Here is a 13508-nt window from a genome sequence, read left to right as displayed (position 1 = left end):
CGTGATCACCCCTTCTCAGCCAGCCGCGGTTGCGGTCTTGGTCCGGTCTCTGTGCCGTTCGACGGCTGCAACGTCGCTTTCTGCCTCGAGCATCAGCATCAGCGAGTGCAGCTGTTCAAGGTCGCGCAGTTCGACATTGATCAACAGACGGTAAAAATCCGGTTTGCGGTCAACAAATTCCAGGTTCGAAATATTGGCCTTTTTCTCACCGATCAATGTGCAAATTCGCCCCAGAACCCCGGCATCGTTGCCGATGGTCAGATCCAGCGTTGCGCCGTACACGGCTGGGTGGGTGCCCGAATGCCAGTGCAGATCGACCCAGCGGTCGGGTTCACCTTCGAATTCGCTCAGCCGGTCGCAGTCGATGGCATGTACCACCACGCCTTTGCCCCGGTAGGTGATGCCAACGATCCGCTCGCCAGGCAGAGGCTGACAACACGGCGCACGGTCGAATTTCTGCCCCGGCTCAAGGCCGATCACGGCACGACGCAGCGGAATGGCGTCACCGTCGTCCTTGGCCAGTTCTGGATAGACGGCTTCGACCACCTCATGCGCCGTCAATTCCGCGCTGCCCAGACGGGCCAACAGCTCGTGCCGATCTTTCAGACGCAAGTGTTTGGCAGCCGTATCCAGCGCCTTGTCCGTTGCTTTGCGGCCAACATGTTCGAAGCCCGAACGGGCCAGTTCCTTGCCCAGCTTGATGAACCGCTCTCTGTCGACCTCGCGCAGAGCACGGCGGATCGCTGTACGGGCCTTGCCGGTGACAGCAATCTCAAGCCATGTGACCTGCGGTGTCTGACCATCAGCGGTAATGATGTCCACTGACTGACCGTTCTTTAGCCGTGTCCACAGCGGCACACGAATGCCGTCTACCTTGGCCCCGACACAGGCATGGCCGATCCGGGTGTGGATGGCATAAGCAAAATCAATCGGCGTTGCCCCACGCGGCAGCTTCACAACATCCCCTTTGGGTGTGAAGCAGAACACCTGGTCGGAATACATTTCCAGCTTGACCGCTTCGAGGAAGTCTTCGTGATCTTCCTCGTTGTCGAACTGCTCAGTCAGGTTCGAAATCCACTTGGCCGGGTCGACCGCAAAAGGGTTCTCGGTCCGCACACCGTCGCGATAGGACCAATGCGCCGCAACGCCGGTTTCAGCCACGTCGTGCATCTGGCGCGTGCGGATCTGAACTTCGACCCGTTTACCATCGCGCCCCGACACAGTGGTGTGAATCGAGCGGTAGCCATTTGATTTTGGCTGACTGATGTAATCCTTGAACCGCCCCGGCACCGCGCGCCAGCGTTGGTGGATGGCACCAAGCGTGCGATAGCAGTCCTCTTCGGTCTGGGTGATGATGCGAAAGCCGTAAATGTCCGACAGACGCGAGAAGCCCTGATCCTTTTCCTGCATCTTGCGCCAGATCGAGTAGGGTTTCTTGGCGCGGCCAAAGACCTCGGCCTCGATGCCCGCCTTTTCCAGCTCGTGCCGCATGTCGCCGGTGATGCGGTGGATCACGTCACCGGTTTCGCGTTGCAGCGTGATAAAACGCCGGATGATCGACTGGCGGCCTTCGGGGTTCAGCACGCGGAAGGCAAGGTCTTCCAGCTCTTCGCGCATCCATTGCATACCCATTCGGCCTGCGAGTGGAGCGTAGATGTCCATCGTCTCGCGCGCTTTGACCACCTGCTTTTCGGGGCGCATGGCCTTGATCGTGCGCATATTGTGCAGACGGTCCGCCAACTTGACCAAAATGACCCGCAGGTCCTTGGACATGGCCATGAACAACTTACGGAAGTTTTCAGCCTGCTTGGTCTCGCGGCTGGACAGTTGCAGGTTGGTCAGCTTGGTGACGCCATCGACCAGCTTGGCGACCTCATCCCCAAACAGTTCGGCAACCTTGCCATAGTTGGCTTTGGTATCTTCGATCGTGTCGTGCAGAAGCGCTGTTATGATAGTCGCGTCATCCAAACGCTGTTCGGTCAGGATGGCGGCAACTGCAACGGGGTGGGTAAAATAAGGCTCGCCGGAATGACGGAACTGCCCCTCATGCATCTGCTGGCCGAACTCATAGGCCAGCGTAATGCGATCAGCATTTGTCTTCGGATTGTAGTTGCGGACCAGCGCAATCAGGTCGTCTTCAGAAATCATCCGGTCCGCACCTTCGTTTTTAGGGCTTACCCCTGTCCCTGAGCCTCCATCAGAGCGCGCAGGAGTTTTTCTTCGGACATGTCGTCCATGGCAGGCTTGTCCGATTCGGCACCCATCAGCAGCGCCATCTGGTCTTCTTCCGGCTCATCGACCTCGATCTGAGTCTGGTTGGCCTCGATCAGACGCTCGCGCAGGTCATCGGCGCTTTGAGTTTCGTCGGCGATTTCGCGCAGGGATACGACAGGGTTTTTGTCGTTGTCACGGTCAACGGTAATCGCAGCACCAGCGGAAATTTCGCGCGCCCGATGGGCGGCAAGCATCACCAGCTCGAACCGGTTTGGAACCTTATCTACGCAATCTTCAACCGTCACGCGGGCCATGGGGCGCTCTCCGTTTCTGAATCCATGTCAGGAAGAGGTTTATCTAAGCGCGAATCCGCGCCTTGACAAGCAGGAAATGCTGCATTTGCAAGGATCACAGCGGCGTGACCGCCTCTACCTCAGCTAAAGGCAAGTCAGCGACCATCTGCGCAACCGAGCGCTCCAGAACCGGATGGCACCAATCCGGCGCGATATCTGCCATGGGAACCAATACAAAAGCACGGTCCTGCAGGCGCGGATGGGGCAGTATCAGTTGATCGGGCGCCTCATTCTGCTGTGCGTCAGAGGGTAACGTCAGCCAGCGATCAAACACAGCCTGATCTGGCAACACCAGATCGTCAAAGCACACAAGATCCAGATCCAGCGTCCGCATACCCCAGCGTTGGATCCGTTCGCGCCCGAACTCATGTTCAACTGCATGCAACACACGCAAAAGCTCGGTCGGTGACTTTTCGGTTGCGATCAGAGCCGCCGCATTCACATAGTCAGGACCCGCACCCACGGGGAAACAGGGGGTTGCAAAAAATCGGCTGACCGACCGAATCACCACCCCCTGACGCGCAATGGCGTCAAGTGCATTTCGAAGTGTCATTGCGGGCTCATTTCCTCTCAAGTTGAGATTTGCGCCCAGCGCAACAACGGCATTTGACAACGAATTGCTCATCTAGCACCCTATATTCGACACATTGCATACTTGCGATAACCGGCAAAAGTTCTAATTATAGACCGACAGAACGCGCCAATTCATCACTCACTCACTCATCTAGCGGTGCGGTCTGTATTATACCGGAAGGGACTATTTATGTTTTATAAGGACGAACGGCTAGCGCTGTTCATCGACGGCTCGAATCTTTATGCCGCGGCAAAAGCACTCGGTTTCGACATAGACTACAAACTTCTGCGGCAGGAATTCATGCGCCGCGGCAAGTTGCTTCGGGCTTTCTATTACACAGCGCTCCTGGAAAACGACGAGTATTCGCCAATACGCCCATTGGTCGACTGGCTGCATTACAACGGCTTCACCATGGTCACGAAACCGGCCAAGGAATACACCGACAGCATGGGGCGTCGGAAAGTCAAAGGAAACATGGACATCGAACTTACAGTCGATGCCATGGAACTTGCGCCGCGTGTGGATCATATCGTGCTGTTCTCGGGCGATGGGGATTTCCGCCCGTTGATCGCCAGCCTGCAACGCCAAGGCGTGCGTGTTTCCGTTGTGTCGACCATCCGCAGTCAGCCACCGATGATTTCGGACGAACTGCGTCGTCAGGCCGACAACTTCATCGAGCTGGAAGATCTGCGTGACGTGATCGGACGCCCGCCACGTGAAATGCCGGCCGAGCCGCGCAACGTTGCGATGGCTGGCAACAGCTGATCAGGCATACGCCTTTTTTGATGGGGAAAAATTCGCGCGGTCAGGACCAGGGTCCTGGCCGCGCTTCTTTAACAATGAACAGGTGCTGAAACATAACTTGGCTAGCATCGATTCGTGTCAGTTGAATGACGATCTCCTGTCTGGACCAAGGCCGGGAAAAGACTTACCTGTGCCCTAAGGAGACAGCCTAATGACAAAGCCACCACTGACACTTTATCTTGCCGCTCCCCGGGGTTTCTGCGCCGGTGTGGATCGCGCCATCAAAATCGTTGAAATGGCCCTGCAGAAATGGGGCCCTCCGGTTTATGTGCGCCACGAAATTGTCCACAACAAGTTTGTCGTTGACGGGCTGCGGGCCAAAGGGGCTGTTTTTGTCGAAGAACTACACGAATGCCCCGATGATCGTCCGGTGATCTTTTCCGCCCATGGCGTTCCGAAATCGGTTCCTGCCGAGGCCGCCAAGCGCGAAATGATCTATGTCGACGCGACCTGCCCACTGGTCTCGAAAGTGCATGTCGAAGCGCAGCGCCATGCGGATGCAGGGTTGCAGATGATCATGATCGGCCACAAGGGTCATCCCGAAACCGTTGGCACTATGGGACAGTTGCCCGAAGGCGATGTTCTGTTGGTTGAAACCGTCGAAGATGTGGCCACGGTTGCTGTGCGTGACCCCGAAAAGCTTGCTTTTGTCACCCAGACAACCCTGTCGGTTGATGACACCAAAGACATCATAGCTGCGCTTAAGGCCAGGTTCCCGGCCATAGTCGGGCCGCACAAGGAAGACATCTGCTATGCCACCACGAACCGGCAAGAGGCCGTCAAGGCCGTGGCCCCCAAGGCAGACGCCCTGCTGGTTGTAGGCGCGCCGAACTCATCAAACTCGCGCCGTCTGGTTGAGGTCGCCTCGCGCGAGGGCTGCAAATACGCGCAACTGGTACAGCGCGCCACCGAGATCGACTGGCGTGCGCTCAAGGGCATCTCATCCGTGGCCGTCACCGCCGGCGCATCGGCCCCCGAGCTTTTGGTTGACGAAGTGATCGACGCCTTCCGCGCGCATTACGATGTCACTGTGGAATTGGTTGAAACCGCCACCGAAAACGTCGAATTCAAAGTGCCGCGCGTCCTGAGGCAAACAGCGTGATCGGAGTACCAAAGGCACCGCTTTATCTGGGGTTGGCAGGGCTGATCCCTTTTGTCTGGGGTGCGTTGACCTATCTGAACGGCGACCTGAATGCTTGGGGCGCTCAGAACCTTGGCGCGCGGTTTGTGGGCCCGTATGTGCAGCTGTTCTATGGCTCGGTGATCCTGAGCTTCATGTCCGGTGTTCTTTGGGGGTTTGCCACCAAGACCTCGGGCAGCAAGGCAGGTCTGTGTTACACACTGTCGGTCTTGCCCGCGCTTTGGGCCTTTTTCATGACGGGCGGCGGGCCGGTGCAGGCGGGCACAAACCTGATGTACGGGTTTGCCGGCCTGTTGGTGCTGGATGCCCTGTTTTCTTATTGGCGGCTGACACCGGTTTGGTGGATGCGGTTACGCGTCCTGCTGACCGCCGTTGTTCTGGCCAGCCTTGCCGTCGGAGTATACCTGTGACCGATAAACGCACGATCGACGCATATACCAACAGGGTGGCCGAATACCTGAACATTCCCCTGCCCGAAGCACAGCTTGAGGCCAGACAAGCATTTGTAGATGCAGTCGTCGCAGGTGGATATGTTCTGGATCTGGGATCCGGGCCGGGTTCAGATAGCAGTTTCCTGATGCGTCAAGGATTGACGGTAAAGGCGCTGGATGCGACGCCTGCCTTCGTGGATCACGCCCGGCAGAACGGAGTGGACGCGTATCTGGGCACGTTCGATGACGTCACCGAAACCGCTATCTATGACGGTGTCTACGCCAGCTTTTCCCTGCTGCACGCGCCACGCGCAGATTTCCCGCGACACCTGAAGGCAATTCACTCTGCTCTGAAGCCTAAGGGGCAGCTTTTTCTCGGCATGAAGCTGGGTACAGGTGAGCACAGGGACGAGTTGGATCGGTATTACACCTATTATACCGAAGCCGAGATCGAAGACGCGCTGACCCAAACCGGGTTCACAATTGATCGCTCGGTCAAAGGGATGGGAAAAGGTCTGGCCGGGTCTTACGAGGGTTTTATTCTGGTGTTCGCCCATGCCTGATTTGTATGCCTATACCGATGGTGCCTGTTCCGGCAATCCCGGACCCGGAGGTTGGGGTGTTTTGCTGCGCGCGATGGACGGGGACACTGTCTTGAAGGAGCGTGAGTTAAACGGCGGCGAGGCCGAGACAACCAACAACCGAATGGAACTGCTGGCCGCCATTTCCGCGTTAGAGACGCTGGAGCGCCCGTCGAAAATCACTATCGTGACCGACAGCGCCTATGTGAAGAACGGCGTCACCGGCTGGATCTTTGGCTGGAAGCGCAACGGCTGGAAAACCTCGAACAAGAAGCCGGTCAAGAATGTCGATCTGTGGCAACGTCTGGACGAAGCACAGGGGCGACATGATGTGACCTGGGAATGGGTCAAAGGACATGCGGGCCACCCCGAGAATGAAAAGGCCGACGAACTGGCCCGCGCCGGGATGGCCCCATTCAAACCTAAAAAGGCGCAGGCTTGACCGCGCTGACGCTGCTGGATTATGCCTCGGTCCTGATCTTTGCACTGACCGGAGCCTTGGTGGCGAGCCGCGCGCAGCTGGATCTGGTTGGGTTTGCCTTTATGGCTTGCCTGACAGCGGTCGGGGGCGGCACTGTGCGCGATCTGTTGTTGGACCGACACCCAATCTTTTGGGTCGGTCAGCCGGATTACATTCTAATCGCCGTCGCCGCTGCGGTATTGGTTTTCTTTACCGCACATCTGATGGAAAGCCGTTACAACTGGCTGATCTGGCTGGACAGTTTCGCTTTGTCGGTGGCAGTCGCCGCCGGTACTGGTGCGGCACTGTCGTTGGATCAATCCGGCGTCATTGTTGTGTTGATGGGCGTGACGACCGGATGTCTGGGCGGGTTGATGCGCGATGTCGTCTGCAACGAGGTTCCACTGGTGCTGAAACAGGGCGAGCTTTATGTTTCATGCGCATTTACCGGCGCGCTGACAGCTGTGATTGCTGTCCGGCTGGGGTTGGAACCCGCGCTCTCACTGGCTCTTTGTGCGCTGGTTTGCTGGGCGTTGCGGGCTGGTTCTTTGACGTTTGGATGGCAGCTGCCCGTCTACAAAAGCCGCCCGCCGCGCAGCTAAGCCAGCCGGTGGACGCAACAGAACTGTGCTGATACCTCTTTGGGCAGTACAGTTCGGCGAGGCACGCGATGACCTTCAGATTCACATCCATATCAGCTTGTCTGGCTCTGCTCGCCTCGTGTGGCGAGTACTATACACCTGTCAGTTTCGTTGCACAGGGCGACCAGATCATTGCGTCAGGCACGATTGATGAAACAACGCTATCGGCATTTGAGGAAGTCGTCGCCGAAAACCCCGAGGCCCGAACTCTGGTCCTGCAATACATCGAAGGATCAGTGGATGACGATGCCAATGTCATCTTCAGCCGCGAGGTGCACAAGGCTGGTTTCGATACAGTCGTACCCTCAGATGGTCTGGTTGCCAGCGGGGGCACCGATCTGTTTCTGGCCGGAAACCGCCGCATCTTGCAACCGGGGGCCTGTGTCGGCGTTCACAGCTGGGCCGGATCGGGACTGGTAGCGACCGAGTTGCCCGAAGACGACCCGGAACATGACCGATACCTGGACTATTTCAAAGACATCGGCGTGGATGAGGAATTTTACTGGTACACCCTCTTCGCAGCCCCGGCTGAAAGCATGCACTGGATGACCGCCGCTGAAGCGAACCGGTACGATATGACCACAAAGGGTGCACCGGCCCTGGGTTCAGCCACGGTGTGCGACGCGCGGTGAATCAACGCGACAGCAAGCGCGCACCAATCTCTTTGACGAATTTTGCGGCCACCATCGCTGTCATACCATAAGGGTCGCGATGCGAGTTCAGTTCAACAATATCCGCGCCGACCAATTGACCCTCGAAACGATGGATCAGGTTGATGACCTCGCGCGTGCTCAGCCCGCCGGGTTCGTGATGTGAGACGCCGGGGGCAAAGGCCGGGTCCAGCGCATCGAGATCCAGTGACAGATAGACGGAGCCATCAAAAGAAATCTGCAGATCGGCACTCCAGTTGCGCATGTCGATCACTTCGACTCCGAACCTGTCGGCTTGCGCGCGCTGATGGGCATTCATGGTTCGGATTCCGACCTGTACCAACCGCTTGACCGGGCAGTTCTCCATCACCCGCGCAAAGGGGCAGCCATGGCCCAATGGGCCGATATCCTGCTCGTCATACAGATCGGGATGGCTGTCGATATGCAGAATGTTCAGGCCTTCGTATCGGTCCGCATGGGCTTTGATCAGCGGATAGGCTACGGAATGATCCCCGCCCAGAGACAACAGGCGCGCGCCGGTTGCGATCCGCTTGGCTGCTTCGGTTTCGATCCGGTCAATCGGCTCCTGACCGCGCATTTCAAACACGTCCAAATCGCCGGTATCACGAAACCGCTCGGTCGCGCCCAGATCAGTGCCGTCCTCGGCCGTCAGATTGGCAGCGCCCGAATGCAGCGCCTCGCGAATTCGTCCGGGCGCGAAAGCCGGACCTTGCAGGAAAGAGGAATGCAGATCCAGCGGCACACCCATCAGGGCGACATCACCCGGTTTCAGATCGTGCAGCATCGGCATCCTCCCAAATCGTTTGGACGCGATCTGGGCGGACAAAAGACCCAAGGTCAAGCAGTTATCGGCGCAGATAGGTTTGCCAGATCCAGATCACCAGTAACGCGCCAAGGACTGCGCCAACAAATCCAGACAGCCAGCCCATGACTGTTACCAAAAACCGCAGCAGGAACCCTCCGATCAAAGCGCCAACAATCCCAATCAACATGGTCGTCGGGATATCTGCTTCGATCCGCATCAGCCGGGTGGCCAAAAAACCGGCAGCTGCTCCAATGATGATCAGGGCGACGACGGGCATCTTACTTCCTCCAATGGGTCGGCACGATGATCAAGGCCCCGACAGATGAAATCACCGCGTCCAATCCCGGCGGGCCAAAGCTGATCCCAAACATGATGCGGACAAAATAAAACAAGAACGCTCCGCCCACGCAAATGATGATCGAGGGCAGATAGCCGTTATGAGTAAAACCGGATTTCTCGGACAGGTACCCCACAATCCCGGCAATCACGACGGTGCCCATCATCACCATGAACATATGGCTTTACTCCGAAGACAGCCGAGTGCCGGTCGGTATTGCCCAGCCCCGCAGAAACGTTTCCCTATCCTGCGCGCCTTTGCCTGCCCTTTGCAAGCGCAGCAGTTCGACAGCACCCTGCCCGCAGGCCACGTGCAGATCGCCATTCAGAACCTCGCCAGAGGCGCCCTGCCCCTCTGTAACGCGCGACGCAAGCACCTTGATCCGCTCACCGTCCAATTCGGTCCAGGCTCCGGGAAAAGGCGACAGGCCACGGATCTGCCGATCAACCTCGACCGCCGGGCGTTTCCAGTCGATGCGCGCCTCGGACTTGTCGATCTTAGCGGCATAAGTCACGCCGTCCTCGGGCTGAGGTTCAGGTGCAAGGTTCGGCAGATTGGCCAGTGCATCGACGATCAACGCGGCCCCCATGGTCGACAGGCGATCGTGTAGCTTCGCAGTGGTTTCTTCGGGCTCGATCGCAGTTACCTGCCGCAACAGAACGGGGCCAGTGTCCAGACCTGCCTCCATCTGCATAATGCAGATCCCGGTCTCGGCGTCACCTGACATGATCGCCCGATGGATCGGCGCGGCCCCGCGCCAACGCGGCAACAGGCTGGCATGGATGTTCAGGCAACCCTGTTTGGGCGCATCTAGTATGGGTTGCGGTAGGATCAGGCCATAAGCCACGACAACAGCCACATCCGCGTTTAACTCGGCAAAGGCGTCTTGTTCTTCGGCTGATTTCAACGAAACCGGATGGCGGACGGGAAGGCCCAGCCCCTCGGCCCGGGCGTGAACGGGCGTGGGGCGGTCTTTCTTGCCGCGACCGGCAGGTCGTGGGGGTTGGCAATAAACGGCGGCAATTTCGTGCCCAGCCTCAACCAACGCATCCAACACCAGGACTGAGAATTCGGGGGTTCCCATAAAGATGACGCGCATGCTCGCCTCCGGAGTTTTTCAGGTACCGGGCTGAAGCCCGGCTTACGTCAGTTTCTTTGCTTTACGCAGCAGCATGTCGCGTTTGACCTTACTGAGCCGGTCGAAATACATCTTCCCGTTCAGATGATCGATCTGATGCTGCACGCTGGTGGCGTCGATCCCGACAAAGTCGCGACGGTCCACCATGCCCTGTTCGTTAACGTATTTCACAGTCACTGCACGCGGGCGTTTGATCTTGGCTGACACACCGGGCAAGTTCGGGCTGGCTTCTTCATGTTCGCGCAGCTCAATCGAGCTATGCAGGATTTCCGGGTTGGCCAGACGCACGGCCTTGCCCCGCTCAGCCGATCCATCAACCACGGCCAGACGCAACATCACACCAATCTGCGTCGCAGCAAGGCCAACACCGGGCATTGCCTCCATCGTGTCGATCATATCGTCCCAGATCGCCCGAATTTCATCGGTGATTTCTGCCACCTCATCCGCTTCGGTGCGCAGACGTTTGTCGGGCCAGGGCAAGCAGGTGCGCACGGTCATGAGCGTGCTTTCTCGCGTTTCAGCTTTTGCATCTTGCGCGTGATCATCTGCCGTTTCAGCGGTTTGAGATAGTCGATGAACAGCTTACCGTTCAAATGATCGATCTCATGTTGCACGCAAGTGGCCCAAAGCCCATCAAAGGTTTCCTGCTGCAGATTGCCATTCTGATCCATCCAGGTGACGTCCACCACCTTGGGGCGGGTCACTTCGGCGTATTGATCGGGGATGGACAGGCACCCTTCCTCATAGACATTGGTTTCATCCGATGATGCGATGACCTCGGGGTTGAACATGATCAGAGGGCGCGGGGTTTCACCTTCTTCCTTGACACAATCCAGAACAATCAAACGATCCAGCACACCGATCTGCGGCGCGGCCAGGCCGATGCCGGGCGCGTCATACATGGTTTCCAGCATGTCGTCAGCCAGTTTGCGCAGCTCGTCCGTAAGGTCGCCTACGGGCGCGCAGACCTTCTTCAGGCGGGGGTCGGGATGGATCAGGATATTGCGTTTCATGAGGCTGATTTAGGCCATCCCGTCCCGCGCCGCAACGCCCCCCTTGCACCTGCCCGATTTGCGGTTAGCTTTCGACCAACAGAACGGAGCAGACATGACTTTCAACGACCTGATCGACCGCCGGGGCACCAACAGTTCCAAATGGGACAAGATGGAGATGTTGTACGGCGTCTCACCCAATGACGGGCTGGCCATGTGGACGGCCGATTCCGATTACCAAACAGCGCCTTGCGTAATCGATGCGGTGCGCAAAGCCGCTGATCATGGCGTGTTCGGGTATTCCTGGATGCACCCGGATTATCTGGCTTCCGTCCAGTGGTGGATGAAAACGCGCCATGACTGGGAAATCGATACAGATTGGATTCTGACAACCCAAGGTCTGGGCAATGCAATCGCGCTGTCGCTGGATGTCTGGACCGAACCCGACGATGGCATCGTGATTTTCACTCCCGTCTATCATGAGTTTGCGCATAAGGTGAACAAATCAGGCCGCCGGGTCGTCGAATGCCCGCTGGTGCGGGAAGGCGACAGCTATGGGCTTGATCTGGACGACGCGCAGTCGCGGCTGGACGGGTCCGAGAAGATGTTGCTGTGGTGTTCGCCACAGAACCCGTCGGGGCGTGTTTGGACGCCAGATGAACTGCGTGCCGTGGCCGCGTTTGCCGAGCGGAACGGTTTGATCCTTGTGTCGGACGAGATCCACCACGATCTGGTCTATCCCGGTGCCAAGTTCGTGCCGATGGATGTGGCCGCCCCGGATGCGCGACCCTGGACAGTGACGCTGACCGCTGCGTCAAAGACGTTCAACATCGCCGGGCAGCGGACCGGCAACATGATCATTCCCGATCCCAAACTGCGCGCGGCCATGAAGCATCGGTTGCAAACGCTGGACTATGACCCCAGCGCTTTGGGTGTGGCGATGATCACCGCAGCCTACAGCCCTGAGGGGGCCAAATGGGTGGATGCGCAGATTGCACATCTGGAAGGCAATAAGCGCTTGTTCGATCAGACCATCGCCGAAATTCCAGGTCTGTGGTCGATGCCTTTACAAGCAACCTATCTGGCCTGGGTCGATTTCTCGGGCACGGGCATGGATCACGCAGAATTTGTCCGCCGCCTGCGCGAGGACGCGCGGATCGCCACATCGTCTGGCCCCGGCTTCGGCACAGGTGGAGAGACGTTCGAACGCTTCAACCTCGCCACGCAGCGCGCGCGGGTAGAGGAAGCTTGTAACCGACTGAAACGGGCTTTTGGCGATTTGCAGTAAGGCATGCGGCGGCTGGGGCTGATAGGTCTAGCTCTGTTGATCGCGGGTGCCGGCTGGGTTGGCTGGCACCGCTTTGGCCCGCGCCCGCCTGTGCCGCCAATGGCACCCGAAGCCACGCGCATTGACCATATCCTGATCGAGAAATCTGCCCGCCGCTTGACGGCCACGCTGGACGGGGCAGTGGTGATGCAGGCTGACATTGCACTGGGCTTTGCTCCGGATGGGGACAAAGAGATCGAAGGGGACGGTAAAACGCACGTCGGGCTGTTCAGGATCGATCGGCGCAATCCAAACAGCGCCTTTCATCTGTCGCTGGGCATTGACTACCCACAACCCGACGACATCAAACGCGCACGCCAGCAGGGTACGGACCCCGGAGGAGACATCTTCATCCATGGCCAACCCAATGGGGTGGCCGGTTTTACGCTGCGCGGAGACTGGACCTTAGGCTGTATTGCGCTGTCAAACGCCGAAATGGCGCAGCTTTGGACTCTGACTGAAACCGGAACGACCGTCGAAATCCGGCCCTAGTCCTCGTGCCCCAACAGGGCAATCGGTGCATCCGGCGCGCGATAGAAATCCAGCGGAGCCTTGTCATGGGCCGCAGTGCTGCGCTTGAACTCATACCGCATCTCACCGCCCTCATCCTCATCCGCGACGATCAGGCATTGGTAGAGGTGGTTGGCCCCATCGTAGATATCGACCAGCCCACGCAGGCGGGGTGTCGTTTCGGCCTCAACAGTGAAGCCGTCCTTCCACAATTTGAGGATTTTATAGGTATTGTTGCCCATTTCCACCCGCAAACGGCTGGCTTTCTTCAACGTGGCGATTCGGGCCGCGTCCAACTCGGCGCGTATTTCCTTTGAAACATAGGTACTCATTAATCCGTTCCCCCGTGAATGACATCTATTGTGCGGGAACAGTTGTAAAAATCCAGTGAACCACATCACAGAATTCAGCGCGGTTGCGAATTGTTGCACAGAAATCCCAGCCCCGATTGTGCGCGAATGCAGAGCAGTTGCGCGGGCGTTCGGATAGGCACAGGGCAGGCTTGGACCTATCTTTGGTCAAACGCCTA

At 58.0% G+C, this 13508-nt stretch carries 19 protein-coding genes; 9 read left to right on the top strand and 10 right to left on the bottom strand.

Annotated elements, in window-relative coordinates; translation table 11 throughout:
• Positions 1–15: 15 nt before the first annotated feature.
• From ACXADZ_RS03755 to folK, 3 genes are all read right to left on the bottom strand, one after another.
• Positions 16–2148, bottom strand: a complete 2133-nt coding sequence (locus tag ACXADZ_RS03755) for a RelA/SpoT family protein (RefSeq protein ID WP_171188928.1) — start codon at positions 2146–2148, stop codon at positions 16–18.
• Between the two features lie 26 nt (positions 2149–2174).
• Positions 2175–2528, bottom strand: coding sequence for a DNA-directed RNA polymerase subunit omega (gene rpoZ, locus ACXADZ_RS03750; RefSeq protein ID WP_171096112.1), 354 nt, complete (start codon positions 2526–2528; stop codon positions 2175–2177).
• A gap of 94 nt (positions 2529–2622) precedes the next feature.
• Positions 2623–3192 carry a 2-amino-4-hydroxy-6-hydroxymethyldihydropteridine diphosphokinase gene (gene folK / locus ACXADZ_RS03745; protein WP_475192728.1) on the bottom strand — a complete coding sequence of 190 codons (570 nt, stop codon included), beginning with the start codon at positions 3190–3192 and terminating at the stop codon, positions 2623–2625.
• A gap of 138 nt (positions 3193–3330) precedes the next feature.
• Between folK and ACXADZ_RS03740 the strand changes: the two genes are divergently transcribed.
• The 7 genes from ACXADZ_RS03740 (at position 3331) to ACXADZ_RS03710 (ending at position 7831) form a co-directional block, all read left to right on the top strand.
• On the top strand, positions 3331–3906 hold the full coding sequence (locus ACXADZ_RS03740) for a LabA-like NYN domain-containing protein (protein ID WP_171096116.1): 576 nt from the start codon (positions 3331–3333) through the stop codon (positions 3904–3906).
• Between the two features lie 190 nt (positions 3907–4096).
• The gene (gene ispH / locus ACXADZ_RS03735; RefSeq protein WP_475192726.1) at positions 4097–5047 is read left to right on the top strand and encodes a 4-hydroxy-3-methylbut-2-enyl diphosphate reductase; all 951 of its coding nucleotides are present in this window, start codon (positions 4097–4099) and stop codon (positions 5045–5047) included.
• Positions 5044–5496 carry a DUF3429 domain-containing protein gene (locus ACXADZ_RS03730; RefSeq protein ID WP_475192725.1) on the top strand — a complete coding sequence of 151 codons (453 nt, stop codon included), beginning with the start codon at positions 5044–5046 and terminating at the stop codon, positions 5494–5496. Before ispH ends, ACXADZ_RS03730 begins: the two co-directional genes overlap by 4 nt.
• Entirely contained in the window at positions 5493–6080 is a 588-nt protein-coding gene (locus ACXADZ_RS03725) for a class I SAM-dependent methyltransferase (protein WP_475192723.1), read from the top strand. Before ACXADZ_RS03730 ends, ACXADZ_RS03725 begins: the two co-directional genes overlap by 4 nt.
• Entirely contained in the window at positions 6073–6540 is a 468-nt protein-coding gene (rnhA, locus tag ACXADZ_RS03720) for a ribonuclease HI (RefSeq protein ID WP_475192722.1), read from the top strand. The genes ACXADZ_RS03725 and rnhA overlap by 8 nt, the downstream gene beginning before the upstream one ends.
• Positions 6537–7160: a trimeric intracellular cation channel family protein gene (locus tag ACXADZ_RS03715; RefSeq protein ID WP_171096126.1), complete on the top strand. Its 624-nt coding sequence runs from the start codon at positions 6537–6539 to the stop codon at positions 7158–7160. Before rnhA ends, ACXADZ_RS03715 begins: the two co-directional genes overlap by 4 nt.
• Before the next feature lie 68 nt (positions 7161–7228).
• Positions 7229–7831 carry a COG3904 family protein gene (locus ACXADZ_RS03710; protein WP_171648473.1) on the top strand — a complete coding sequence of 201 codons (603 nt, stop codon included), beginning with the start codon at positions 7229–7231 and terminating at the stop codon, positions 7829–7831.
• A 1-nt stretch (position 7832) separates the two neighbouring features.
• Here the strand turns inward: ACXADZ_RS03710 and speB are convergent, their stop codons facing one another.
• The 6 genes from speB to def (ACXADZ_RS03680) all read right to left on the bottom strand — a co-directional run bounded on the left by speB (position 7833) and on the right by def (ACXADZ_RS03680) (position 11163).
• Positions 7833–8654, bottom strand: a complete 822-nt coding sequence (speB, locus tag ACXADZ_RS03705; RefSeq protein ID WP_475192720.1) for an agmatinase — start codon at positions 8652–8654, stop codon at positions 7833–7835.
• 61 nt (positions 8655–8715) lie between these two features.
• The gene (locus ACXADZ_RS03700) at positions 8716–8952 is read right to left on the bottom strand and encodes a GlsB/YeaQ/YmgE family stress response membrane protein (RefSeq protein WP_171096132.1); all 237 of its coding nucleotides are present in this window, start codon (positions 8950–8952) and stop codon (positions 8716–8718) included.
• A 1-nt stretch (position 8953) separates the two neighbouring features.
• Positions 8954–9190, bottom strand: coding sequence for a hypothetical protein (locus ACXADZ_RS03695; protein WP_171096133.1), 237 nt, complete (start codon positions 9188–9190; stop codon positions 8954–8956).
• Positions 9191–9196: 6 nt separating this feature from the next.
• The gene (fmt, locus tag ACXADZ_RS03690) at positions 9197–10111 is read right to left on the bottom strand and encodes a methionyl-tRNA formyltransferase (protein ID WP_475192718.1); all 915 of its coding nucleotides are present in this window, start codon (positions 10109–10111) and stop codon (positions 9197–9199) included.
• A 42-nt stretch (positions 10112–10153) separates the two neighbouring features.
• The gene (gene def / locus ACXADZ_RS03685) at positions 10154–10648 is read right to left on the bottom strand and encodes a peptide deformylase (RefSeq protein ID WP_171096139.1); all 495 of its coding nucleotides are present in this window, start codon (positions 10646–10648) and stop codon (positions 10154–10156) included.
• On the bottom strand, positions 10645–11163 hold the full coding sequence (def, locus tag ACXADZ_RS03680) for a peptide deformylase (RefSeq protein WP_171096140.1): 519 nt from the start codon (positions 11161–11163) through the stop codon (positions 10645–10647). Before def (ACXADZ_RS03680) ends, def (ACXADZ_RS03685) begins: the two co-directional genes overlap by 4 nt.
• Before the next feature lie 94 nt (positions 11164–11257).
• On the opposite strand from def (ACXADZ_RS03680), the gene ACXADZ_RS03675 reads away from it, so the two are divergent.
• Both ACXADZ_RS03675 and ACXADZ_RS03670 read left to right on the top strand, forming a co-directional pair.
• Positions 11258–12430, top strand: coding sequence for a MalY/PatB family protein (locus ACXADZ_RS03675; RefSeq protein WP_171671801.1), 1173 nt, complete (start codon positions 11258–11260; stop codon positions 12428–12430).
• 3 nt (positions 12431–12433) lie between these two features.
• Positions 12434–12961: a L,D-transpeptidase family protein gene (locus ACXADZ_RS03670; protein WP_475192717.1), complete on the top strand. Its 528-nt coding sequence runs from the start codon at positions 12434–12436 to the stop codon at positions 12959–12961.
• Here the strand turns inward: ACXADZ_RS03670 and ACXADZ_RS03665 are convergent.
• Positions 12958–13311, bottom strand: a complete 354-nt coding sequence (locus ACXADZ_RS03665) for a hypothetical protein (RefSeq protein ID WP_171096148.1) — start codon at positions 13309–13311, stop codon at positions 12958–12960. The genes ACXADZ_RS03670 and ACXADZ_RS03665 overlap by 4 nt on opposite strands.
• Positions 13312–13508 lie beyond the last annotated feature (197 nt).

Source organism: Ruegeria sp. ABM4_193, assembly GCF_056158705.1.
The sequence above is the reverse complement of the archived record's forward strand: the minus strand, read 5'-3'. Positions and strand labels throughout refer to the sequence as shown.